Origin of the sequence: Acutalibacter muris (genome assembly GCF_002201475.1) — a bacterium.
GTDB lineage: Bacteria > Bacillota > Clostridia > Oscillospirales > Acutalibacteraceae > Acutalibacter > Acutalibacter muris.
Map to the genome: position 1 here is coordinate 657,251 of NZ_CP021422.1, position 23,540 is coordinate 680,790.

The following is a 23,540-nucleotide window of genomic DNA, read 5'->3' on the forward strand; positions in this document are numbered from 1 at the left end:
CCCGCAGTTCTCAATAATAGCATCTTGCGTATAGGGCAAGTGGCAGTTTATACTATAGCAACCTTCAAAAAAGCTAACAATAAGCAGAAGCGGCAAACCAATGCCGGCAATCCAACTGCGAAACAGAATCGAGTGCCATACGAACCGCGTCAGGGAGCAGGTCCAGACTTCGGACCTTCCATCCACGAAGGAGGGCCTTCATCTTGGACCACATCTTCTCAATGGGATTCAGATCGGGACTGTAGGGCGGAAGATACAGAACTTTCATCCCCTTTTCTTCCAGGACCTCCCGGACAGCCTTTACATGGTGAGAGCGCATATTGTCCATCACAACAATGTCTCCGGGCTTAAGAGTCGGAAGCAGGATTTCTTTCAAATATTGGACAAAGCGTTCCCCCGTTGTCCCGCCCTGGTACGTCGTAAATGCCTTTTCCCCATTCAGGCGGATGGAAGAAAGGACTGTCGTTGTCTGCGGTGTATTCAACGGGGCATGATCCATTGCCCTCTGGGATGAAAGTGCCCGTCCATACAGGCGGGTCAGGTTCGTATTGACACCGCTCTCGTCCAAAAACACCAAATGTTCCACCATATCAGGTCGTATCGTCTTTTTCCATTCTTTGCGCTTCTCCTGCACATCGAATACGGTCACGCTCACTTGCATAGAGTGATTTCTTTTTCAGGGTATAGCCCATTGCATTGATCGCCCGCTCGACAGTACTATAGCTTGCGGAAAGGCTCAGCTTCTCCCGGATTTCTTCGATTGTGATGTCCGGTTTTTCATCAATACACTGGCGAATATTTTCTTTATCTTCTGCCGTCAGAACCGGCTTCCGGCCTCGCTGGCTGGTTCGCAAGGCCACACTGCCTGTTTTCCGTTTCTGTCCGGCCAGCCGGTATACTGTCCATTTGCTTACTGAATACGCCTTCGCTATCCCCTCGACATCATGGGTTGCTTCATAGCCTCGTACCAGTAGTTCCCGCGCTTCATTGTGTAGCATACCATCATCTCCTGCCTCTGTTATACCACTGCTGTCAACTTTTGGCTTTATTTTTGATTGTTGCTATAAATTTCGTCAAAATCTAATATGCCATGAAGGGTAACAGCTCCACGCAAGTCTATGAGGAAAAACTGTTTTCAAAAATATTTCAAAAACCTTGTAAGATTTTTTGAAATGCGAAGTCTTATAAGGGAGGAGGTGAGAAAGTGGCAGGTTCCAAAGAAGAATTTGAGAAAATTTATAGAAGATACTTTAATGATGTATTTCTCTTTCTTAAGAAGTTGTCAAAAGACGAAGGTCTGGCGGAGGAGATCACAAGCGAAACATTCTTCAAGGCAATGCGTTCAATAGATACCTTTCGCGGTAATACAGACATTCGTGTTTGGCTTTGTCAAATTGCAAAAAACTGTTACTTTTCTCACTTGAAAAAGCAACAGGGGCTTGTAGATATTGATGATGTTGAATTTACAGATAACATAGACACCATTGAGGAACAGATAATAAACCGAAGTGATGCTATGCGAATACATCTGCTGCTGCACAATTTAGCCGAACCATATAAAGAAGTTTTTATGCTGCGGGTTTTTGGAGAATTGAGTTTCAAACAAATCGCAAAAATTTTTCAAAAAACAGATAACTGGGCCTGTGTCACTTATCACCGGGCAAGAAACAAAATATTGGAACAAATGGAGGCCAATAATGAGTGATAAATGCAATTTGATTAAAGACATACTTCCGCTTTATGTAGAAGATATGGTAAGTTCGGATACACGCGAATTTGTAAGCGAACATCTTCAGTATTGCGCGGAGTGCCATGCGGAGTTTGAGCGTATGCGGAAAGCAACGAAATTCATCCCTGATGCTGACCCCGATATTGATATTGTACCGCTGAAAAGGGTAAAGCGGGACTTATTTATCAAACGTTTACAGACTATTTGTTTCACGGCGATCTTGGCCTGTGCTATCGCGACGATCATTTTCGGAATTTTGACATCACCTAAATTTTTTCCCTATTCCGATAACCTGCTCAATGTGATTGATGTCCCTGATGGGAGCGTTATCATCACCTTTGATAGCGAGGTAACAGGGTATAGCTGCAATGAAGTGTTTGACAATGAAACAGAAACGGCAATTTATCGCATAAATGCTTGGACTACCACTTGGGACTTACATTTGTCTAATCGTGGAAAACAAAACATGGTGATACCCTTTGACCGTGAAACTGAAATTCAGATTTTCTATGCTCAAAACGACGGCTCCGAGGACGTACTGATCTATGGGCCAAATCAAAACACCGAAGAAAACGGCGTAACTCTGCCAAGACTGATCCTGATGCCGTATTTCCTGTTAGCTTTTCTTGCCCTTGTTGTCCTTGCAATTCTACGAATGCTATTGAGAAATAAGCAAGCAATCATTGTTTGGATTGACAGGGCTATACCGTTCCCAATTTCCTATATGGCAGCGCAGCTTTGCACAAAAGGGTTTAACTTCACCACATATTCATCGCAACGAGATTTTTGCATCATCATCCTGGTTGCTATGCTGCTTTATTTCACAATGCTGACGGGAAAATCTCTTTATAAAGCAAAGCTGAACACTTCAAAGGGGATAGAGGAATAGGCATGAAAAAATCTCTGTTTAGACTAACGGATATGTTAGAGCTGAGTGTTGCGTATATTTTCTGCTTTTCTCTCAATTTGCTTTTGGATTATGCAAAGACTTTGGATATGGATGCTTATATTCTAAAGGCTTTTTTGAAAAACTTTATTGATTACCAGCCTTTGATCGTTTCACTGTTTACCTTCATTGTGATCGTGTTCCATTATCAAATGCTGGAGAGAAAAAAGGCAGAAATATTTTGTAGAATACTTGTAGGCGGCACTGTGTTTAGCATCACCATTCGATATGTGCTGGACTGCCTCACGGTACTAATTTTCGCTTATCTTCTATCGACTTTGGTAAACCTCCATTTTGGTTTCAATTTAGCCGACAATTTCTATTTAGTCCTTATTTTTGTCACATACATACTAATCAGCGCAAGGCGGGTACGGAAATATGAAAATATTTAAGTTCATTGTTTCAAAGATATTTTTGAGAAAAGCGATACTTGGTATCGGCATCATGCTGTTGCTTCTCATGGCGAATTACATAACCTTTACTGCTGCCCGTTCCATTTTGTCAACATTTCAAGGGTATCAGGAAACAAAATATGTAAATCAAGAGGGAGTTTACATTGCCAACTTAGACCCGGATAGCCATATTGATATGAGCATGATTGGCGAAAGCGGAACACAAGCAGTATATGACTATTTGAATAGCAGCTTTAAGTATGCTTTTTATACAGACGGGTTTATTGTATCTGTTCCAAACGGTGATGATATGAAAATATCATTAGGCTATCTGAACGAGCAGTATTACAGATTAAATGAATTTGAGTTTTCACAAGGGACAGGTTTGGACTTTGATTACCAATTAGACGGGGAAATCCCTGTTTTAATAGGAAAAGGATTAAGCAAAACATATCCCGTTGGAGCAACAATAGAACTGGAAGAATCTGTTCTTGGACGGCCTTTAACGCTAAGGGTTCAGGGCGTGTTGAAGCAAAACGCCTACCACTCTAATTTCTATGCCCTCAACTCCAAGGCATACTACAATTTCTCAATCCTCTTTCCAGTGAATGAGGAATTTATCAATCATGCCAGCATGGACATCCAATTTAACGGCCTCATGGATATTATACTTTTGGAAACCTCAAAAGAAGAAATAGCGGATTTGAGTGAGGTTATCAAAGATAATTTGGGTTTAAGTTTCAATTTCTTTAGCCAAAAGGAAAACTACGATTATTTCAACGAATACTATCTTCACTCACTAAAAATTATATTCATAACGACCTTTATTCTGCTGATCGTCATAACTTGTCTTTCTGTTTGGAACGGATTGGTTAGTGTTCGCCTGATGCTGAAAGACTTTACGATCAATCTGTTGGTGGGATTAAGCTACTCAAAACTGAAAAGAATTTTTTATGGTTACTTTGGGATGCTCTCCTTCGTTAACGTAGCGTTGATTGCCACATTCACCGCTTTTAACAGATACGGGTGCTGGTTAAGGAAAGACACAACCTTTGCCACTTATGGATTGTTTGGCTTGATAGGAATGGACTGGCTGGCTTTGTTGCTGGTTGTCGTTTCTGATATTGTTATCGGAATAATTGTTGTCGAAAGTATGTTGTGGAAAATCAAAAAGGTTCCAATCTCCTTGGGGGTATTACAATGACGAAGATTATTGATCTAAGCGTTAAAGAAAAAATCTATAAGAGCAAAAAGGCGCAGATTTCAATACTAAATGATTTCAGGCTTGAAGTCACCGCCGGTGAAAAAATCGCCATTGTGGGCGAATCGGGAGCAGGAAAGAGTTCTTTGCTCAATATCATTGGATTGCTTGATCGAAATTATGCTGGTGAATATACGCTTTTCGGTTCTCCGACAGATCAGTTACATACAAGTCAGTTGGCGCAATGGCGAAATCAACGGATTGGTTTTGTTCTTCAAGAGTCGGCACTCATTAACTCTTTGACGGTTGAAGATAACATCAAACTGCCGTTTCTCTATGCCAGTCGTGACAAAAAGGGTGTTGGGGAGATTGAGGATTTCGATACTGTCGTTAGTGCGATTGAGATCAGACACATACTAAAAAAGAAACCTCTTGAATGTTCCGGCGGAGAAAAGGCCAGAGCTGTATTTGCCAGAGGGATTATCATGAAACCTCAAATTATTTTGGCTGATGAACCTACGGCATCCCTGGATGTGGAGAACAGAGAAAGAATTGTAACCTTGCTTTTTAGCATGAACAAAGAGTTTAACACCACTATTATTACTGTAACTCATGATTTGGACATAGCCAATCGCCATGATAGAGTAATACATCTTGAAAGGAGTAAATAAAATGGGGTTTTTTGCGATGATTGCGTCAATGCTGCTGGGGATATTGTTTGTTGTAATCGGGATTTCCCGCAGAAAGCAAAAGGGGTGGCCTATAATCCTTATCGCACTCGGAATCGTGTTTGTCCTCATTGCGGTTTATTTGGGATTTCCTAAATAAAAGTCAATAAAAGCCAAGTCTGCCCAGCGGCAGAAAAGAAAAAAACCGCTGCTGGGCAGACCGATTTCCCATGCCTATTTGTTCCATGCGGCGGTTTTAAGAGATTAAAGACGCCGTTCTTTTATCCCCCAAAAGAATGACGCGGTAATGCTGGCAGGTGCGGCGGCTGACAGGAGGCAGCCGCCATGAAGTACATAGCCGTTCGACACAATCCGACAGTATTTGCACTATCAAAAAAAGCCTGGTTCCTACTTGGGGATATTGCAACCATGAGTGTGTACTATACGGTGCGAATACTAACCCTATTAATTCATTTTTCGCCTGGCAGGTTTGTAACCTGTCGGGCGATTTTTGTCATATCCTGTTGCGCTTGATGAATGGCCTTACCATTAGTGTAGGTTGCCGTGGCCCTCCCATCCGAATTTCAAAAAAATTCAGATGGGAGGGAACGGCCATGTCATACAATCATGGCAAAGAAGAACGCAAATGGCAGCGTTGGAAACAGGCTGAAGAAAAGGTGCTTAGGGCCTGCGGCATGGACGAAAGCACGATTGAACAGCTTCGTCTTTGGGACAGGGCCATGTTCAATTCGGACAGGCGCTTTTATGAGAAGTTGCAGGACACGGGTACATATTTTGACAGCGTTGCCGAGCATGAAACACTAACCGAGGTTTATACGGTGGAAGATCTGCTGAATGATAGTGACAATGTGGAACTGCTGAAAGCCTTACTGACGGTGGACAAGCTCACCTTGCAAATCTCTGTGCTGAAAATGAATGGATACTCCACCAATGAGATAGCTGTGCTTGTCCATTTGTCCACGGAAGCCATCTATAAGCGGATAGCCGTACTGAAAAAGAAATTGAAGAAATTTCAAGGGTAACTCCAAAATCGCACGCCCCCACGGGCTGCTGGGTGAGAGGTCAAGTCCTCTCACCCAGCTTTTTCGCAGGAGGATGAGCGAATGACGTTCATGGATAAGGTCTATACGCTTCGGACGGAAGTGCGGAGCGATGGAAAAACATCGTATTTTATCAGCTTCACAGACGGCCAGGGTGAATTTTACGATTTGGAGGTATCAGAAGCATTCTATATAGAATTTCGACAGATGGAGCGCAAAAACCGCAACCTCCAGCAATCCGACTGGCGACACCAGGAAGCGTCAGATTTATGGGATGAAACGCTCTATAAGCGGGCGTTTAGAGTGCCCAAAAGCGTTGAAGAATTGATCTTTGACGCAGAACTGCGGGAACTTCTCCGCAAGGCTATTTCTGCCCTCCCTGAAATCCAGCGGCGGCGGTTCCTGCTCTACCATAAATATGACTTCAACTACCGTCAGATTGGAGAGATGGAGCATTGCAGGCCGCAATCAATCAGGCACTCGGTTATGCGGGCCAGGGAGAAGATAAAAGCCGAGATAGAAAAATACCAGGCTGGACAGTAACAGACTGCCCCGTATCTTTGGATATAGAGCAGTCTGCTAAATGTTCTCTACAGGTTTCTTAATGTCAAGCGTAAATCAACTCGTCACAGATAACTTCCTCCGCCCGTTTTCGGACGCTGTTCATTTGTCTGACCCATTCCATCTGATCCTCAGCTTTGAGCTGTTCCGTAATTCTCTCCCGCTCTGCCAGTCGCTTGACCAACTGAAAGAACATGGTTTCTGCCCGAGTGTCCACTTCGGACAGGTGGCTGTCTAACTCGCCGCTGAGCAGTAAGGCGGTGTAGATAGGCTCCCTTTTTGTTTTCAGGTAGTGCTTCCGCCGTTGCCCCCAGATACCAACAGAGATACTTTCAGGCGGGAACAGATCTGGCAGGAAATAACCGCTCTCTTGATGATAGGTGCCGCCCATACGCTCAAATAATGATATTTCCATGATATAGTCCTCCGATATGTTGAAATTTCCTGCAATTCAATCACATTCGGCTGACTTGACAAAAAGTTTGGGAGCCACTTCCTTACGAAGTGGCTCCCAACCACGCGGTTTTTTGCATCTCAAAAGGCTGGATTTCGAAAGTGCGAAAACGTGGATGGCAAAACGGCGTTTTGGCTTTGCGGCAGGAACCGAACTCTCACAATAACAGAATAAAGAGAAACCGGAGGGCCAGCGGAGATGATCTGTTGGCCCTCTCATGGTAGAAATACATAGCCGGTCGCTGGGGAACTCCCCCGAAAACAAGCGACCGGCTTTTTTTATTTCAGGAAGGAGCTGAACCTATGATAACCTTAAAAATCTGGCACGGCCCCATGCGGACCACGCTGGCCCTCCCCCTGCGAGAAGCAGAAATTCAAAAGGAACTCGTTAAGGCGTTCCGCACTGCGCCCTTCAAAGTCACCGCCGACAATGTGTCTCCAGAGGCGCTGGCGATGCTGAATGGGAAAGAAATCGATCTGGACGAGCTGAACTTCCTCGCCAAAAGCCTCGACCGGTTCACCCCATATGAGCAAGAGCAGTTTCTGGCAGCGGTGCAGGTGGAGCAACCCTCAGACCTCAAGTCCCTCATCAACCTGTCTTTTAATATGGAAAGATATACGCTGGTGCAAAACGTAACCGACCTGGCTGCTGTGGGCAGGAAATACTTGCTCAATAAGATGGGCGCTCTGCCCGCTTCCGAAATCGACAAACTCGACTTCGAGCAGGCAGGCCGTGACCTGCTGACCAGCGGAAATGGGACTCCCACCATATGCGGCCTGCTTTTTGCAAGCAAAGATGTGCCGTACCGTGAAGTCTATCACGGCGCAACTTTTCCCTACTGCGAACCCCGCCGGGACATTATTGCCGTCGCGCAGATGGAGTACGGCCCCAAAACCGAGTACCTGTACCTGCCGGAAGATGAACTCGCTGTCATCAAAGCGGCCAGGCGGATGGGTGCGCCCTCCCCGGATATGTGCAAGGTGGCGTTCACGGATTTCATGCTGGACAATTCCATGTGGATACAGCACTTGGAAACCATGCTGCGGGATCATGGCCTCGGGGTGGCAAACGAACTGGCTGACGCATTTCCGAAAACCACGGAAGGTATGGAGAAGCTGGCTGCGGTTGTGGAATACGCCGATGTTTCCGGCAGCGGGGACATTATGCGTGTGGCCCGGCATCTGGAGGATTTTGTGTTCATCAAAGACGCGGAAACAGACGAAGATGTAGGCCATCACTTTGTCAGTTTTGACAGCGAGTATCGCGTTTCGCCGGAGTTGGCAGACTATATCGACTTTGACGCCCTGGGCAATCAGATCAGTGAGGATCGAGAGGGGCAGTTTGTGGAAGGAGGCTTCGTCTGCATGGACAGCGGCTGTTCGCTGGAAATGATTTTGGACGATGACCTGGACCTTGCAATGAGGGGGATTTAGCATGATAAAAGTTAAAATCGCCAACAAAAACGGGGCAGAACTTGAGCGGGAACTGCCCACCGACATTCATCAGCTCTACCATGATATGCGGGAGGCTGGCATCAGCAGGCCGCCCAAAAACATCCTGCTCCATGACGATAAGGACGTGGAAGTCACCCTGTCCTCCGACAGCAAGATCGGCAACCGCCTGCTACGGGTGTTCGGCAAGAACGACACCCTGGCTGACGCCAACACCGTGGCCTTTGCCGTCAGTTCCGCCAGAGAAGAAATTCTCACAGACCTGGAGCAGAACATCGTCCACAATCAGTACCTCATCAAAGAAATGCTGTTCGATGATATCAAAGCCATGACCCAGGCCGCCGGGCCGGTCAAGCTGACGTTCTACTGCCCCCTGGTGGGCCAACTGGATGATGGCGAGTGCGACGAGTATATCGAGGTTGGCAGCGGTTTTCTGACCGCGTACCAAGACCAAATCGAGCTGGGCATTGCCGATGAGCAGGTCCCCGAAATGGGCGATATGGCTCAGTATTTGGGCGATAATCCTGGAGTGGCAGATAAGCTCATGCCGGCTGTTTGGACGGTGGAGGAAATAGACGGCAGGCTCCTGGGCCGGATCGACTGCCACCTCAAGGAGCTGCTCACGCCGGACGAGATGGCGGATTTGCGGGAGGAAATCCTCGGGCAGTGTTCGGATGGGCTTGGAGAAGGTTTCGAGCAACGGCCCATCGAAACCGATGAGGGCGACTTGTATGTTTCGTATTGGAACAGCAGTGATGATTATTTTCTCTGCACCGAGGATGAGTTAGATGAACATTTGGAACCCCATCAAGGGATGGGCGGAATCTGAAGGAGGTATCACAATGAACGAATGGGATAAACTGCACCGGCAGGCAGAACGGTACAAGGCCGAGTATCCGTCCGGCACCAGAATTATGCTGCTGAGCATGGGCGAGGATATGCACCGTGTCGAGGATAACACACGCGGCACTGTGCTCACCGTCGATGACATCGGCACCCTGCACTGCAAGTTCGACAATGGCCGGTCGCTGGGCCTCATCCCCAACGAGGACTCCTTCCGCAAGCTGACCGAGGAAGAACTGGCAGAGGAACAGGAGCCGGATATAGATGAGGATGAAGATTTCGGCATGAAGATGTAGGAGGTGTTTCAATTTTGGATAGGTCGGATGGCGCATGGCTATCCGATTTTTTGATATGTTCGCGGGGATCGGCGGGTTCCGCTCTGGCCTTGAGGCCGTGGGCGGGTTTGAATGCGTCGGCCACTGTGAGATAGACAAATATGCAAATCAGGCATATAACGCTATGTATGATACGGAAGGAGAAGTGTTTTTTGCAGACGCCAGAACCATTGACCCGGCAGCGTTGCCGGATATCGACCTTATTTGCGGCGGCTTTCCTTGTCAGAGGTTTTCAATCGCTGGAAAACGGAGAGGATTTGCAGATGACGCCCGAGGGACTTTGTTCTTTGAAATCGCCCGTCTTGCCTCCGCTAAAAGACCTGCATTTCTGCTGCTTGAAAATGTTCCCGGATTGCAAAGTTGCGTGGCAACTTTTTCGCATCGACGGCTGCCGGACGTTTGCGACGATCCTCAGTACGCTGGATGAACTGGGGTACGATGTCGCGTGGCAGGTGCTTAACAGCAAGGATTTTGGAGTCCCCCAATCCCGCAAGAGAGTGTATATTGTCGGATATCTTAGAGGCAGATGTTCCGGCGAAATACTTTCTTTCACAGACGCAAATGGAGCGGCTCTTGAGCAAGTCTTACCAGGGCCGGAAGGGTGCCGGGTCTACTCCCCAGCCGGAGTGTCCATCACCCTGACAAGCACTGCTGGAGGTTTTGGCGGCAGGAGCGGTCTCTACGATGTCACCCTGCCTATCAAAGTCATGACCAAAGCTGGATACCAGCTTGCCCACCCTGGCGACAGCATCGATCTGGCCTATGCCACCATGAACACCCGGCGCGGCAGGGTTGGAGATAAAATCGCGCACACGGTCACCCCTGGAAATAATCAGGGGTATTTTTTTATTGACCTGAACGAAAGCCCGGAACTGACCGAAAACGCCAGGTGTCTGCTGGCCAACCAGGATGCTGGTATTGGCAAGTTCAAGGGTGGGAAATCGGGCGTGTTTGTCGAGGGGCAAGCACCCTTTTCCATTCCTGTGCAAGACGCAGACGGCAAACTGCATTATGGCAAAGTCCGCAAGCTCATGCCTATCGAATGCTGGCGGTTGCAGGGCTTTAGTGATGAACAGTTCCACAAAGCAGCCGCAACAGGGCTGTCTGACGCACAGCTTTATAAGATGGCTGGGAATGCCGTCACCGTGCCTGTTATCTCCGCATTGGGCGAGAAAATCAAGGAAATATTTTGGAGGTCATCATGCCAAACCATATAACAAATATCATTGAGATTAAGGGCGATCCTGCCAGGGTCAAAGCTCTGTTTGAGGCTGTCAAAAGCGATGAATATGGCCTCGGCTCCATTGATTTCAACAAACTGGTGCCTATGCCGCCGGAGTTGGATATTGAGGAAGGGAGCCGCACAGACCGCGGTCTGAAAGCATACAAGGACTTCATCGAAGTCTACACCTTTAACGGCAAGAAGGAAAACTTCGACTTGCTGAATATCCCCGAAAAGTCAGAGCAGGCATTTCTCCGGGTGCGGCCTGATATCGACCGTACCGCCTGGGATTTGGGCAGGCAGGCGTTTCAAAACAAGCAAAAGTATGGCATCACCAGTTGGTACGACTGGCGCATCAAAAACTGGGGTACGAAGTGGAACGCTTACGGCTACGAGGACGGCGTCCAGTTTGACGGCAAATCTCTGTGTTTCCTGACGGCCTGGTCTCCGCCAACACCGATCGTGGCGAAGTTGGCTCAGTTGTATCCCGACCTGGATTTTACCCATCAGTGGGCCGACGAGGATATCGGGTACAACTGCGGCGAGGTGGAATATCACAACGGCGCGCCAGATGGTGAATTCTTTCCCGTTGGGCAGGAGGCTGTCGACTATGCCAACAGCCTGTGGGAAAACGATGGGCTGGAGGAAGATGAGGAAATGGACGAGGAAGAAAGTATGGGAGGGCTGAAGTTATGAGTATCAAGCATATCACGACCAACGACCTGTGCCACATGAGAAACACCGAGGGGTTGGTTCTCCAGGGCTGCGGCGGTGACCTGCGGGAGTGGGTGGACGGCATCAACGAAATGCTGACCGAGGAAGGTATCCTGCGGGACGGCAGTAAGTTCAGTGACTGTTTGGCTTTTGAGCATGACGGGCTGACCTGCCTCCTGTTCCCCTTCGAGGGGGTCAACGTGGATATGGGCCGGTTGGCAATCTGGCGGCTGAAAACACATGACTCCTTCGGCGGCACCTGGCTGTCTGACTACGTGCCGAATCGTCTGGGCGGCTTTGAAAGCTCACCATTAGAAGAACCCGTAGAAACCGAGGACATGGATGGCGGGCTGTCCATGAAATAAGAATATCACAAATTTAGGCCGGTATCAATCGTTCAGAAAGCGATTGGTACCGGCCTTTTTTCGTTTTCTGGACGATTTCCGGCATGGAAAAGAGATGATGATGTATCAAATCGCCGGTATCTTGGGTGGGCAACAAAGCGCCCATCCTCCCCATTATCTACAGCCTGTTTCCCTTGGAATATGGCCGGTTTGTGGAGGTGTTCGGCGGCTCTGGGAGCGTGCTGCTGGGCAAGCCTCCTGACTCTTTTGAGGTGTACAACGACTTCGACCGCAATCTCACAAACCTGTTCCACTGCATGAAAGAACGGACGATGGCGACTATCCGGGAGTTGGGGTTTTCCAACCTCAATTCCCGCGCGGATTTCCAGGCTATCAAGAAGTTTTTTCAACATGAACAATTCGATGACAGATTCCTGGAAGAAGAAATGGAAATGACGGAAATCTTGTTCCCACCGCCAGCGGCAGAGGAATTGCAGGCCATCCGGCAGCGCATCACCAAGGATTACGACGTGCGCCAGGCGGCTATGTACCTGAAGTTACTGCGATATAGCTACTCCAGCGGAAAGAAATCTTTCGCCTCCCAGCCCTTCGACTTGCGGCGGCTGTTTGGCCTTATTCAGCAACTGGAGAGCAGATTGGCCAATGTGGTAATCGAAAATCAGGACTTTGAAACGCTCATCCACCACTATGATAGGCCTGACACCTTCTTCTATCTCGACCCGCCGTACTTCTCCACAGAGGATATGTACGCTGTGGAGTTTGCCTGGGCAGATCATGTTCGGCTGCGGGACACGGCGGCGAATATGCAGGGCCGGTTTCTGCTGTCCTACAACGATTGTGCAGAGATTCGAGAGTTGTACGACGGATTCCCCATTTTTGATTTCACCAGAGTCCACTCCATGGCTCAGCGGTATGAGGCCGGGAAGGAATTCAAGGAACTGCTCATCGGCAACTACGACCTGTTCGAGAGAGAAAAATCCAAGCCCGCTCAAATGAAATTTGAAATATAGGATGTGATTATTTTGAAGAATGAACAATTTATTCTGGTGTCCGTGCCCCTGGAGATGTTCCTGGAGGCAGGCATCAGCACGGAGAGCATCATTCAGGTGAGTGCTCGAGAGGGGAAAATCATCCTCGATACCCCGGACAGCACCGAGGATTATGTCTGCGACCGGGATTGCGATAACTGCCCGCTTAATGCTGTCCCCTGCGAGTTTGATTGCAAGGGCTGCCCCTGCGAGGCCAACTGCGATGGAAGGGGGGTGGACGAATGAAAAAGCTGCTGCGCATTTTGGGCAAGCGAGGGCGTATCACCATCCCCTTTGAAATCCGGCAGCGGGTGGGGTTTGTCTACAACGACGTGCTATCTTTCACCGAGAGTGAAGATGGGCGGTCGGTGGTTATCCGCAGGGAGAAGCTCTGCGATGACTGCCGGGGCAAGACCGTGAGCGCTATGGCGGATGACAGGACTATGTTGCTGGAACTGCTGGATTCGCTCCCCACGGAACTCAAGAAAGCAGCTTTTGTGCAGCTTTCGGAAAGTCTCGGCAGGCTGCCCAAGAGGGAAATTCGAACTGGACCGCCGCGCATCCGGGAAGCGGAAACGCCCATGTGATTGGAGGTGTTCGCGTATAAAATCAATCCGCGCTCCGCCCAGATCGTGGGGCATTTCTGGCTGAATCTTTGTTGCATATTTATTCGGATTTGGTCTGGACTTTTCGGAAGTTTATGGTATGCTTGTGGTCAAGAAAAACTCCAAGAAAGGATGAAATCCATGAAGAAAATCTTGACCGCTATTATAGCCGCCGCCCTGCTGGTCAGCAGCGCCGGGTGCCAGGTACAACAGCCCCAGGCACCACATTCAGAGCCGGAACCCGCGCCCCAGGCGCTCATCTTGAATGTAGCCTCGCCCAACGATACCAGTGAGGAACGCATTTACACGAGCGCTGTCATAGAGCAGATCACAGCTGGCCTCAAGGTTAAACTGGATACGGCAGATAAGAAGAAAGTGGAGCCAAAAGCCTCCCCTGCCGCCCAGCGGAAAGAGGTGCAGGAGTCGGAAAAACAGCCAGAAAATCCTGCCATAGAGTCAAAAGCAGCGACAGCAACTCCCACTCCCGAACCGCCTGCCACCGAGCCTGACGCCTACCTGAAAGTCACCGTAAGGGCAACTCCCACCCCGCCGCCAGCGGCTACTACTGCGCCGACTCCTACACCGGAGCCGCCAGTCCCCACTCCCGCACCTGCCGGGCCTACCCCTGCCCCGGCAGAACCCACACCGGAGCCGGTCATAGAGGAACCCACCTTCGACATCGGCTACTGGATCGGATACGCCCAAAGCTGCGCGCAAGGGTTGGGCCTGCGGCTGGAAAGCAGCGCGGTGGACTGCTGGGATAACCCCATCGGGGCCGGGCCGCACAGTACCTGCCTGGAGAGGGACATCAGCAGCCGATTGAATAGATATGCAAACGACCCGGATATCACCGATGTGTGGGTGTGGTACGAATCCACCGGGAACAACACCTACAACATCTATATCGGGTACGCATGATAACAAAAACTTAACACTAACACCAAGCGCACTGTGAAACCACGGTGCGCTTTTTTTGATGCCCAAAAGGGCAGAAAAGGAGAGAATATGACGTCTACTGTTAAACGGAAAAGCATGGCGCTGGTCATGGCACTGCTTCTGTGCTTTTCCATGTTCGTCAGCTTCGGAACTACGGCCCAGGCCGCTGGAGAGCGCTCGGAAATCTATATGGTGAGCTTCCCCCGTGACGCGGAAAGCAACCGCGACCATTGGGACCGGGACAACCTCCAGTTCATGAACGGTTGGTATATGGAGGCTTATGATATGTTCGCCACCTTTGCCGTTGGCTCCCATGAGGGCAAGGTGGCGTATTGTATTGAGCCGGGTACACCCATCGACAACGCCCACACGTTTACCGCCAAGGACGAAACATTTTGGGACAACTATCCGTCCTCGCTCAACAAGACTATCGACGCGGACACTATCAAATCCCTGATTGGGCGCATCCTGCAGTACGGCTACACCGGCAATATTGATCCCACCTGGGTATCTCAGAACAGCGCCGCAGCTGACAAGCTGGCACACGTTTATGCAACCCAGCTTCTGATTTGGGAAACTATCGTTGGCGAGAGGGATGAGCAGTTTGCTCACGTCAGCACCGGCGGGAAAAATCCTGTGCTTGATTTCATCAAGCCTGGGCATCCTCTGCGCTCCCGGATCATGGACAAGTATAATTCCATGGTCACCAGCGTCCAGAATCACAGCAAAGTGCCGTCCTTCATGGCGAAAAGCCGGGGCAAGGCTCCCACTATTGAGTTGGAATGGGATGGCAACCAGTACACTGCCAAGCTCACCGATGACAACAAAGTGCTGGGGAACTACAATTTTACCTCTGACTACACTGCAATGAAGTTCACCACCAGCGGCAACGTACTGACCATCACCAGTCCCACAGCTCCTACTGGTGATGTAACCGTCAGTGCCAGCAAAAAGGACTCTAAGCGCATGGGCCTGGTTGTGTGGGATGACGGCTCCTTCGGCCCCGGCGTTGGGCAGCAGAACACGGTCACCTACACCCAATCCGTTACCGACCCTATTGCCGCCTATCTCAAGCTGAACGTGTCCTACGGCTCCGCAAAGATCGTCAAGACCTCTGAGGACGGCAAAGTGGAGGGTATCACCTTCCGCATCACCGGCAGCAGCATCGACCAGACCGTCACCACCAACAGCCGTGGCGAGGTGCAGATCGACAACCTGCAGCCGGGAGAATACACCGTCACGGAGCAGGTGGATGGCGACTATGTCCCCCAGGAGCCGCAGAAGGTAACTGTGCAGGCCGGACAGACGGCGACCGTCAGCTTCAATAACAGCTTGCAGAAAGGCTCCCTGACCGTTACCAAGAATAGCGAGGACGGCTTGAATTCTGGTGTTCGTTTCCACTTATATGGGACTTCCAGTATGGGCGAAACTGTGGATCTGTACGCCACTACCAACATCTCTGGTGTAGCGCAGTTCACCGATGTGCCTATTGGCAGCGGGTACACCCTGGAGGAAGTGGATACGGCTGTCCGCTATGTTGTACCCGCCACTCAGACTGCCAATATTGAGTGGGAGAAGGTTACCAATGCCACCTTCCGCAATGTCCTCAAGAAGTTTAATATCACTCTTAACAAGGTGGACGGCGAAACAGGCACTCAGCAGGGCGACACCACTTTGGCAGGCGCTGTGTACGGCGTGTATAAGGACGGCGAGTTGGTGGACACCTACACCACAGATTCTGACGGACATTTTACCACCAGCTACTATGTGTGTGATTCCGGTTGGACGGTTCAGGAAATCACTCCCAGCGAGGGATATCCGCTGGACGAAACCTCCTACCCCGCGGGCGCTGATCCCAAACAGTATGAGGTGGAATTCAACTCGGCCCCGGCTCTCACCAGCCCTGAAACCGTGCAGAAGAGCAAAATCACGCCCATCAAGCATTGTGACGATGGATCCACGCAGATCGAGACCCCGGAGGTGGGCGCGGAGTTTGCCGTATTCCTGAAGTCCTCTGGCAGCTATGACAGCGCCAAGGAGTCCGAGAGGGACTACCTGGTTTGTGACGAAAACGGCTATGCGGAAACCAAGCTGCTCCCCTATGGTGTGTACACCGTCCGTCAGACTAAGGGCTGGGACGGGCGCGAGCTCATGAAGGATTTTGACGTGTTCATCAATAAGGACGGCGGCGTATACCGGTATCTTATCAACAACGCGCCGTTCACCAGCTACGTCAAGGTCATTAAGACCGATTCCGAGACCGGAAAGGCTATCCCCTATGCCGGGGCCGGGTTCCAGATTTACGACCCCAATGGGCAGCTCGTCACCATGCGGTTCACCTATCCGGCGGTGACGGAAATCGACACCTTCTATACCACCACAGATGGCACCCTCATTACCCCAGAGGTTCTGCCCTACGGCACAGGCTACTCCCTGGTGGAAGTGCAGGCTCCTTACGGCTATGTGCTGAACTCTGAGCCTGTTTATTTTGACATTACCCCTGCTGGCTCCACAGAGGTAAGTGATGTCACCGTGGTAGAAGTAGAGCGGCCCAATATGCCGCAAAAGGGCGCCATCAGCATTACCAAGCAGGGCGAGGTATTCTCCTCCGTGACAGCTCTGGGCGGCGCGGCCACCGATGAGGACGGCAATGAAGTTGAACTCCCTGTCAGCTATCAGCCTGTCTATGAGGAAAAGCAGTTGGCTGGCGCGGTCTACGAGGTAACCGCTGCCGAGGATATCGTCACCCCGGACAGCACCCTGCGCTATTCCGCAGGCGAGGTAGTTGCCACCCTTACGACCGCCCAGGACGGCCCTGTTGCCACTGAACCCCTCTACCTGGGGAAGTACCTGGTGCGGGAGATCAAGGCCCCGTTTGGCACGGTTCTGGACACGGAAACGCATACTGTGGAGTTGACCTATGCTGGGCAGGAGGTAGAGATCACCGAGACTGGCGCCACCCTGCACGACGACCGGCAGAAGATAAAAATCAACCTGGAGAAGGTGTTAGAGCAGGACGAGCGGTTCCAGATTGGGATGAACGGCGAAATTGCCACCGTGCAGTTTGGCCTGTACGCCAGCGAGGATATCACCGCTGTAGATGGCTCCGTTATTCCTGCCGATGGGCTGATTGAGACCATTAACTGTGCGGAAGATGGTTCCATAGTGTTTGCCACCGACCTCCCTCTGGGCAGCTATTACGTCAAGGAGATCAGCACCGACAAGCATTATACCCTGCCCGATACTGTGTACCCCATTGTGTTCGAGTATGCCGGGCCAGATGTTGCGCTGGTGAAGGTTGCCCTGAACGACGGCGAACCTATCACCAACGAACTCATCTACAGCAGCATCAAGGGCCTGAAAATTGACCGGGAGAATCAGGAAACCATCGCCGGTGCGCTGTTTGGATTGTTCCGCCCGGATGCACTGCAATTCACTTCCGAGACCGCCATACTGACATCTACCTCAGATGAGAAAGGCGTGTTCAGCTTTGAGGATGTTCCTCTGGGAAATTGGATCGTCCGGGAACTGCAGCCTGCCGAAGGGTATCTTCCCAATACCGACATCCACCATGTCCAGGTAGAGCGCGACGAGCAGATTGTTGAAATCAACGTGGTAAATGACCGTATCCCGGAGCTGGGAACTACCGCCAACATCGGCGGCGAGAAGGAGGTAAACGCCACCGAAATCTTTACCCTGGAAGATGTAGTGGAGTACACCCATCTGGTACCGGGCAAGGAGTACACCGTCAAGGGTGTGCTTATGGACAAGGCCACCGGCGAAGCGCTGAAAATCAATGGTGCAGAGGCGCGTTCTGAAACCGCCTTCACCCCTGAGAACCCCAGCGGTACGGTCACGGTTGTGTTTGAATTTGATTCCAAGTATATCAAGGCCGACACCGATATTGTGGTGTTCGAGAGTCTGTATCAGGAGGGCCGGGAGCTGGCAATCCATGCTGACCTGGAAGATGAAAGCCAGACCGTGACCGTTCATGTGCCGGAGATCGGCACCCAGGCAACTATCGGAGAGGAAAAAGAGGTTACCATCGACGGGCCGATTACTATCGACGATGTGGTGGCGTTTAAGAATCTGACTCCTGGCAAGGAGTACAAGCTGGTGGGTGTCCTCATGGACAAGGCCACCGGTAATCCGTTCAAGGTTGGCGATAAAGAAATCCGTGCCGAGGCCACTTTTACCACTGAAAAGGCCGATGGCGAAACTGTAGTAAAGTTCACCTTCGACGGCAGCGGCATCACCCAGGCCACGGAAATCGTGGTGTTCGAAACGCTCTATCAGGGCGAGGTGAAGATTGCTGCTCATGAGGATATCAACGATGAAGGCCAGACTGTGAAGGTCGTGCCGGTCACTCCCGGCAAGCCCACCACGCCTAACCCCGGCAACCCGCAGACCGGCGACCGCTCCATTATGGGTTTCTGGATCGGTCTGGGCGCCATCGCGCTGGGCGGGTTGGCGGCTGGCATCATCATGTACAACAGAAAGAAAAAAGAGGATGGTGAGCGATGAAGAAGGTGTATATCTGCGCGCCCCTTTCGGGGGACGTGCAGGACAATCTAGAAAAAGCAAAACGCTATAGCGAATACGCACTGAGGTGCGGGGCGGCTCCGGTCACCCCGCATTTTTATGCGCTGTGTTTGGATGACAGCATCCCGGAGGAACGTGAGATGGGTATGGCTGCCGGGCTTAGTCTTCTGTGGTTTTGCGATGAGGTTTGGATGTTCGGTGACCAGACTACGGACGGCATGAGGGCAGAAATCAAGCTGGCACACAATCTCAATATCAAAGTTAGGATTATCAAGGAACACGAAATCAAAAAAGTGATAGGAGATGTTTCAGCATGAGAAAAAGATGGAAAAAGTTTTTGCTTTGCACTGTGTTCGCAGTGCTGCTGGTGCCGGTTCTGGCGGCTCCCGCCATGGCGACCGGCGATGTGGCAGGCGCTATCCAGAGCACCTGGACAACAGCGCAGGGGCAGATCCGCACAGTTGTCGACAATGTGGTGTTCCCTGTAATAGACATGATTTTGGCGATTTTATTCTTCGTCAAACTGGGGACCGCTTATTTCGACTACAAGAAGCATGGACAGTTTGAGTTCACGGCTCCGGCGATCCTGTTCGCCTGCCTTATCTTCATGATGACAGCCCCACTCTATATCTGGACGATTCTGTAAAATTATACACGGAGTGGGAGGGGCAATGCGCCCCTCCTGCTTACATTTTATAGGTGGTGATTTCTATTTTTGATTGGTTAGGGGACATTCTCGGCGGCATCGGAAGTGCTGTCGGCGGGGTGTTTGATACGATTGGAGAAATCGGTTGCGCTCGGAGAGCAAGGATGTGCTTGCTGAAATTGTCTCGCAGATAAATGCTGGCGGATATTCTGATCCGCACTTAGAGGAACTGCTGGTGCAGCTTGCCCGGCGGCTGTCTCGCACCAAGGGCAAAAAAGTGTATGGGTATCTCAAGGCAGATGTGAAAGCAATCATTGACTCTATTGTCGATGAGATTGCAAAGGACAATCGTATTTCTTCGCTTTACGATTTATGGTACAAACAACGTGAAAATGTGCTGCGCACCTACAACAGCAGCCTGCCGGAGAGAATTCCGCTGTCACAGAATAAGGAGTTCAAAGCGATTAAGAACGCCATCGTCCAGGCGGCTATGGATTTGATGTTGGATAGCCAGCAGAACCAAGATGTGGCTGAAGATGATGTTGAGATCACACATGGGCGCTCACTCTCGGTTGCTGGTACTGGTATTGGAATGAACGCCCTGCGCCTGCTCCAGCAGACAAGCCAAATACTACAAAATGAAGTTCGGCCTGTCTATCAGGACAGAAGAGTCGACCGCAAGCTGCGCCGGAAGATCAACGAGAAGAAGCAGGCGCAGGGTTTGCGGCAATAAAAAATATCGTAAAAGAGGGCCGCGCCATCTGGTGCGGCCCTCTTGGAAAGGAGTTTCATGTCAGGATTTATTCCTTTTACAGACGAGCAGAAAGAAAAGGCTCGGCGCACCGATCTGGCTGGATTGCTCCGCAGCCAGGGTGAAACACTTCGCAAGTCAGGCTCGGAATTGGAGTGGCTGGATGGTTCGCAGAAGGTCACCATCCGGGGCAATTTGTGGTTCCACCAATACGAGCAGGTGGGCGGCGACTCCATCGACTTCGTGAGAAAATTTTATCACAAATCCTATCCAGAAGCAATGGAATATTTGTTGGGGCAGAGTGGCGGTGTGCTTTCCGTCATGTCGCCTGCAAGAAAGGTTACGCCCAAATTTGAATTGCCGCCTGCCAACGATAATATGCGGCGGGTGTTCGCCTACCTGCTGAACCGGCGCGGTATCGATAAAGATGTGCTGTATGCTTTTGTCCATAAGAAGATGATATACGAATCCGCACAGTACCACAACGTGGTATTCGTAGGTTTTGATAAAGACGGCACTCCACGCCACGCCAACAAACGTGGTACTGGTTCAGTCTCCACCTATAAGGGCAACGCAGTTGGGAGTGTGCCGGAGTACAGTTTTCATTGGAACGGTAGGAGCGACAGGCTATTGAGATTGGCAACCAGTGTCAAATTACGGTCAGCGGCGTAGTCCATGAAAGCACGGATTGCAGCAAATTGGGTATTTCCCAATTTACTGAAAAAGAAAACAACACAGAATAATTATCATCTACTCGCCCGGTTGCATATAGGAAAGCGTACAGTTTCTTCAGATACAGCCGTACATTGTGGATGGTGCTGGGCGGATATTGTTCTGAGCAGACCAAAAGGAACTTCTGGATATGGATTGCTCCAACTCCTGTCATGTCAATGAATCCTTGCCCTTCCAGCCAGTTGAAATATTTGTGCGTTACCCACCAAATGTCGCAGAGGGTAGCCTTGCCCCTCGAAGCGTACTTGATAGAGAATCGATCCTCCCGGTGCAGACATAGCTGACAAAGCGGTCGATTTCTAGCTTGGTCCGCTCATAGTGCTTCTTCTGCATATTGCCCTTGAAATGCTTATCATCAATTTCACCCATGTAGCGATTGATGATGGTCTGGTCAAAATATGCCAGACCTACGTTTAGATGCCTCCGGATCATAAGCTCCGTGCGTTTTACCAACAGCAACTTTGTGGTGGTGCTATAGCCTGTCTGTGTTAGGGCAACTTCATAGCTTTCCAATAACCTTTCAATCGGTATTTTCCTTTTTGCTTGCACAATAATTTTCCTTCTTCCGTAGCAGTCAGGTTAATCCCTGTTTTCTGTAGCTTATTAAACTATTAACGACATGTAAAGTCCTCCAATATTATAATTTTAGCATTATCTCAATATCAATCTTCAAGGCACTTATCTTTAAGGGGAAAATGTCGATAAAAGTAAAAAGGAATTTTATAAAGGGGGAATATTCGATGGCGCATGGAAATCAAGAGAGGCAATTTCCTATATGGGAAATGCTGGCTGCGGTTGCTGCAATATTAGGTGTAGTTTCGAGTGTGTTTTTCTACTTTGATGCTAAGCGGTCAACTGAGAACAAAATTGTGGAAGTTCTTGCGGAACGGTATGAATCGGTTGATAGAGAAATGTCCTATGAGCAAGCTCTCGAAGCTGTAGATAAGAACTTTGCGATATTGAAAGACGAATATTCCAAATTACAGACGCTGAATGATGATTTGCAAAAGGAAAATAGACTATTGCGGGAAGAGAATATTCAATTAAAACTTGAGGGCAATGAAATACAAGTACCTGATACAAGCGGTAATCGGGTACCGGCGATGAAGCCTCAAGACGTGGCGCCAACTGAACAGACATTACCAACGGTTGACCAACCATCAAACGGCAACGAAGCTAGAGTTTTAAAAATTTCTATTAATCCTGATATCCAGATACATGAGAATTATTATTATGAGTACCCGGATCCAAACAACCCTTCTAGTAACATTATCATAAACTTTGGAAAAGGGATTTCAGGTACATTTTTGTATTCACGAGAATTAACTACACAAGAACGCATAGACTACTCACATAGCGGTAAGCTTTACGACAATGATGGAAATGAAATTGGTCAAGAAGGAAATTGGCCGACATTTTGGTCTGAACCAGATGGTAAATTTGCCGTAGAGTTTCCCCAAAATCTACCAGCAGGTCATTATACATATGAGCTAAATCTAATTATTTCCGGACAATCTGTTTCGGACAAGATAGGTTTTGATATTTCCTGATGCCCCTGTTTTTAAGTAAATTAATGGCGACGATGTTGGGACTAACCAACAATTGTGGCCATTAATTTTTATCACTTCATTTTTGTTTTAAATTTGTTGCCCCCATAGATAGCATGGGCTTGGACAGGTAGCTATTTAAGCCCACTTTTTATCAAAAATCATTTCAGGCGTTTCCGCGCGTTTTCAATGCTTTCCAATCCTGTTTCTGATAAAAATAAATTTCTGATTACCTACGATTGCGGAGCATTGCTATCCCTGACCTTCGGGACGATCTGCTCCTCTTTCTGGAACACATACCCGCACGCACAAGTGAAGTCGTCAATCAACCGGCCTTTGATGGTGAACACTTCCACTTCATTACCGCAGTTGGGACAAACACGCTCCTCCAGCACAGGCGTCTTGTTCTTTTCTTCGCATCCACCGAGAACACTCATTTTTCAATACCTCCCTATTCTTGATAAAAAGATCGACTTTCGTGGGTGACGGTATCAACGACGCTCCCGTGCTGTCCAGAGCCGACATTGGCGTGGCTATGGGAGCGATGGGTTCGGATGCGGCTATTGAAGCGGCAGGTATTGCTTTGATGGACGACGATCCCATAAAGATTGCAAAGGCCATTAAGATTTTCCGGAAGTGCCTGTAGATCGTCTATCAGAACATCACTATGGCCTTGGGCGTCAAGTTTGCCTGCCTGATTTTGGGCGCTGTGGGCATTGCCAATATGTATCTGGCTATCTTCGCGGACGTGGGCGTGATGATCCTGGCGGTGCTGAACGCCATCCGCTGTCTATTCGTCAAGAAACTGTGA

General features: G+C 49.6%; 28 protein-coding genes and 1 pseudogene. 24 read left to right on the top strand and 5 right to left on the bottom strand.

Features of this window, described 5'->3' with window-relative positions; genetic code table 11:
* Positions 1-73: 73 nt before the first annotated feature.
* Together ADH66_RS03155 and ADH66_RS03160 are read right to left on the bottom strand one after the other, a co-directional pair.
* The gene (locus tag ADH66_RS03155; protein ID WP_207653026.1) at positions 74-655 is read right to left on the bottom strand and encodes an IS630 family transposase; all 582 of its coding nucleotides are present in this window, start codon (positions 653-655) and stop codon (positions 74-76) included.
* A complete protein-coding gene (locus ADH66_RS03160) occupies positions 591-998 on the bottom strand; it encodes an IS630 transposase-related protein (protein WP_066535783.1) in 408 nt (135 codons plus the stop codon). The genes ADH66_RS03155 and ADH66_RS03160 overlap by 65 nt, the downstream gene beginning before the upstream one ends.
* Before the next feature lie 206 nt (positions 999-1,204).
* On the opposite strand from ADH66_RS03160, the gene ADH66_RS03165 reads away from it, so the two are divergent.
* The 6 genes from ADH66_RS03165 (at position 1,205) to ADH66_RS03200 (ending at position 6,540) form a co-directional block, all read left to right on the top strand.
* A complete protein-coding gene (locus ADH66_RS03165; protein ID WP_066535780.1) occupies positions 1,205-1,705 on the top strand; it encodes an RNA polymerase sigma factor in 501 nt (166 codons plus the stop codon).
* Complete coding sequence (locus ADH66_RS03170) at positions 1,698-2,618, top strand: anti-sigma factor family protein (protein WP_066535776.1); 921 nt, start codon at positions 1,698-1,700, stop codon at positions 2,616-2,618. Before ADH66_RS03165 ends, ADH66_RS03170 begins: the two co-directional genes overlap by 8 nt.
* Before the next feature lie 435 nt (positions 2,619-3,053).
* The gene (locus tag ADH66_RS03180) at positions 3,054-4,271 is read left to right on the top strand and encodes an ABC transporter permease (protein WP_066535766.1); all 1,218 of its coding nucleotides are present in this window, start codon (positions 3,054-3,056) and stop codon (positions 4,269-4,271) included.
* On the top strand, positions 4,268-4,939 hold the full coding sequence (locus tag ADH66_RS03185; protein ID WP_066535765.1) for an ABC transporter ATP-binding protein: 672 nt from the start codon (positions 4,268-4,270) through the stop codon (positions 4,937-4,939). Before ADH66_RS03180 ends, ADH66_RS03185 begins: the two co-directional genes overlap by 4 nt.
* Positions 4,940-5,550: 611 nt before the next feature.
* The gene (locus ADH66_RS03195) at positions 5,551-5,979 is read left to right on the top strand and encodes an RNA polymerase subunit sigma-70 (RefSeq protein ID WP_066535762.1); all 429 of its coding nucleotides are present in this window, start codon (positions 5,551-5,553) and stop codon (positions 5,977-5,979) included.
* Between the two features lie 81 nt (positions 5,980-6,060).
* Positions 6,061-6,540, top strand: a complete 480-nt coding sequence (locus tag ADH66_RS03200) for an RNA polymerase sigma factor (RefSeq protein WP_066535761.1) — start codon at positions 6,061-6,063, stop codon at positions 6,538-6,540.
* Between the two features lie 64 nt (positions 6,541-6,604).
* Here ADH66_RS03200 and ADH66_RS03205 read toward each other — a convergent pair whose 3' ends face one another.
* Positions 6,605-6,973 carry a TnpV protein gene (locus ADH66_RS03205; protein ID WP_066535760.1) on the bottom strand — a complete coding sequence of 123 codons (369 nt, stop codon included), beginning with the start codon at positions 6,971-6,973 and terminating at the stop codon, positions 6,605-6,607.
* Positions 6,974-7,314: 341 nt separating this feature from the next.
* Here ADH66_RS03205 and ADH66_RS03210 point away from each other — a divergent pair, with 341 nt between their 5' ends.
* From ADH66_RS03210 to ADH66_RS03280, 16 genes are all read left to right on the top strand, one after another.
* Entirely contained in the window at positions 7,315-8,445 is a 1,131-nt protein-coding gene (locus ADH66_RS03210; RefSeq protein ID WP_066535758.1) for a hypothetical protein, read from the top strand.
* Between the two features lies 1 nt (position 8,446).
* Complete coding sequence (locus ADH66_RS03215; protein ID WP_084384265.1) at positions 8,447-9,292, top strand: hypothetical protein; 846 nt, start codon at positions 8,447-8,449, stop codon at positions 9,290-9,292.
* Between the two features lie 13 nt (positions 9,293-9,305).
* Complete coding sequence (locus ADH66_RS03220; protein WP_066535755.1) at positions 9,306-9,602, top strand: DUF4314 domain-containing protein; 297 nt, start codon at positions 9,306-9,308, stop codon at positions 9,600-9,602.
* 55 nt (positions 9,603-9,657) lie between these two features.
* Positions 9,658-10,068 carry a DNA cytosine methyltransferase gene (locus tag ADH66_RS21585; protein ID WP_407922917.1) on the top strand — a complete coding sequence of 137 codons (411 nt, stop codon included), beginning with the start codon at positions 9,658-9,660 and terminating at the stop codon, positions 10,066-10,068.
* Positions 9,983-10,858 carry a DNA (cytosine-5-)-methyltransferase gene (dcm, locus tag ADH66_RS03225; RefSeq protein WP_407922903.1) on the top strand — a complete coding sequence of 292 codons (876 nt, stop codon included), beginning with the start codon at positions 9,983-9,985 and terminating at the stop codon, positions 10,856-10,858. Before ADH66_RS21585 ends, dcm begins: the two co-directional genes overlap by 86 nt.
* Entirely contained in the window at positions 10,843-11,559 is a 717-nt protein-coding gene (locus ADH66_RS03230) for a DUF1281 family ferredoxin-like fold protein (RefSeq protein ID WP_066535752.1), read from the top strand. The genes dcm and ADH66_RS03230 overlap by 16 nt, the downstream gene beginning before the upstream one ends.
* The gene (locus ADH66_RS03235) at positions 11,556-11,942 is read left to right on the top strand and encodes a hypothetical protein (RefSeq protein WP_066535748.1); all 387 of its coding nucleotides are present in this window, start codon (positions 11,556-11,558) and stop codon (positions 11,940-11,942) included. The genes ADH66_RS03230 and ADH66_RS03235 overlap by 4 nt, the downstream gene beginning before the upstream one ends.
* A 125-nt stretch (positions 11,943-12,067) precedes the next feature.
* Complete coding sequence (locus tag ADH66_RS03240) at positions 12,068-12,952, top strand: DNA adenine methylase (protein ID WP_236757142.1); 885 nt, start codon at positions 12,068-12,070, stop codon at positions 12,950-12,952.
* A 12-nt stretch (positions 12,953-12,964) separates the two neighbouring features.
* Positions 12,965-13,216: a hypothetical protein gene (locus tag ADH66_RS03245; protein WP_066535741.1), complete on the top strand. Its 252-nt coding sequence runs from the start codon at positions 12,965-12,967 to the stop codon at positions 13,214-13,216.
* Positions 13,213-13,557, top strand: a complete 345-nt coding sequence (locus tag ADH66_RS03250) for an AbrB/MazE/SpoVT family DNA-binding domain-containing protein (RefSeq protein ID WP_066535738.1) — start codon at positions 13,213-13,215, stop codon at positions 13,555-13,557. Before ADH66_RS03245 ends, ADH66_RS03250 begins: the two co-directional genes overlap by 4 nt.
* Before the next feature lie 159 nt (positions 13,558-13,716).
* Complete coding sequence (locus ADH66_RS20490; protein WP_066535736.1) at positions 13,717-14,493, top strand: hypothetical protein; 777 nt, start codon at positions 13,717-13,719, stop codon at positions 14,491-14,493.
* Between the two features lie 114 nt (positions 14,494-14,607).
* Positions 14,608-19,035 (top strand): SpaA isopeptide-forming pilin-related protein, encoded by a 4,428-nt coding sequence (locus tag ADH66_RS03260; protein WP_066535735.1) that lies wholly within the window; start codon positions 14,608-14,610, stop codon positions 19,033-19,035.
* Positions 19,032-19,370, top strand: a complete 339-nt coding sequence (locus ADH66_RS03265) for a DUF7768 domain-containing protein (protein ID WP_066535733.1) — start codon at positions 19,032-19,034, stop codon at positions 19,368-19,370. Before ADH66_RS03260 ends, ADH66_RS03265 begins: the two co-directional genes overlap by 4 nt.
* The gene (locus tag ADH66_RS03270; protein WP_066535730.1) at positions 19,367-19,699 is read left to right on the top strand and encodes a DUF3852 domain-containing protein; all 333 of its coding nucleotides are present in this window, start codon (positions 19,367-19,369) and stop codon (positions 19,697-19,699) included. The genes ADH66_RS03265 and ADH66_RS03270 overlap by 4 nt, the downstream gene beginning before the upstream one ends.
* A 166-nt stretch (positions 19,700-19,865) precedes the next feature.
* Positions 19,866-20,432 carry a relaxase MobL gene (mobL, locus tag ADH66_RS03275; RefSeq protein ID WP_157130598.1) on the top strand — a complete coding sequence of 189 codons (567 nt, stop codon included), beginning with the start codon at positions 19,866-19,868 and terminating at the stop codon, positions 20,430-20,432.
* 57 nt (positions 20,433-20,489) lie between these two features.
* On the top strand, positions 20,490-21,122 hold the full coding sequence (locus ADH66_RS03280; protein WP_066535725.1) for a DUF3991 domain-containing protein: 633 nt from the start codon (positions 20,490-20,492) through the stop codon (positions 21,120-21,122).
* Positions 21,123-21,380: 258 nt separating this feature from the next.
* Here the strand turns inward: ADH66_RS03280 and ADH66_RS03285 are convergent, their stop codons facing one another.
* The gene (locus ADH66_RS03285; RefSeq protein WP_157130597.1) at positions 21,381-21,614 is read right to left on the bottom strand and encodes a hypothetical protein; all 234 of its coding nucleotides are present in this window, start codon (positions 21,612-21,614) and stop codon (positions 21,381-21,383) included.
* 308 nt (positions 21,615-21,922) lie between these two features.
* Here ADH66_RS03285 and ADH66_RS03290 point away from each other — a divergent pair, with 308 nt between their 5' ends.
* Complete coding sequence (locus ADH66_RS03290) at positions 21,923-22,732, top strand: hypothetical protein (RefSeq protein ID WP_066535720.1); 810 nt, start codon at positions 21,923-21,925, stop codon at positions 22,730-22,732.
* A gap of 230 nt (positions 22,733-22,962) precedes the next feature.
* Here ADH66_RS03290 and ADH66_RS03295 read toward each other — a convergent pair whose 3' ends face one another.
* A complete protein-coding gene (locus ADH66_RS03295; protein ID WP_066535719.1) occupies positions 22,963-23,166 on the bottom strand; it encodes a hypothetical protein in 204 nt (67 codons plus the stop codon).
* Positions 23,167-23,204: 38 nt separating this feature from the next.
* Here ADH66_RS03295 and ADH66_RS03300 point away from each other — a divergent pair.
* Positions 23,205-23,540, top strand: a pseudogene (locus tag ADH66_RS03300) (heavy metal translocating P-type ATPase); the annotation flags it as partial.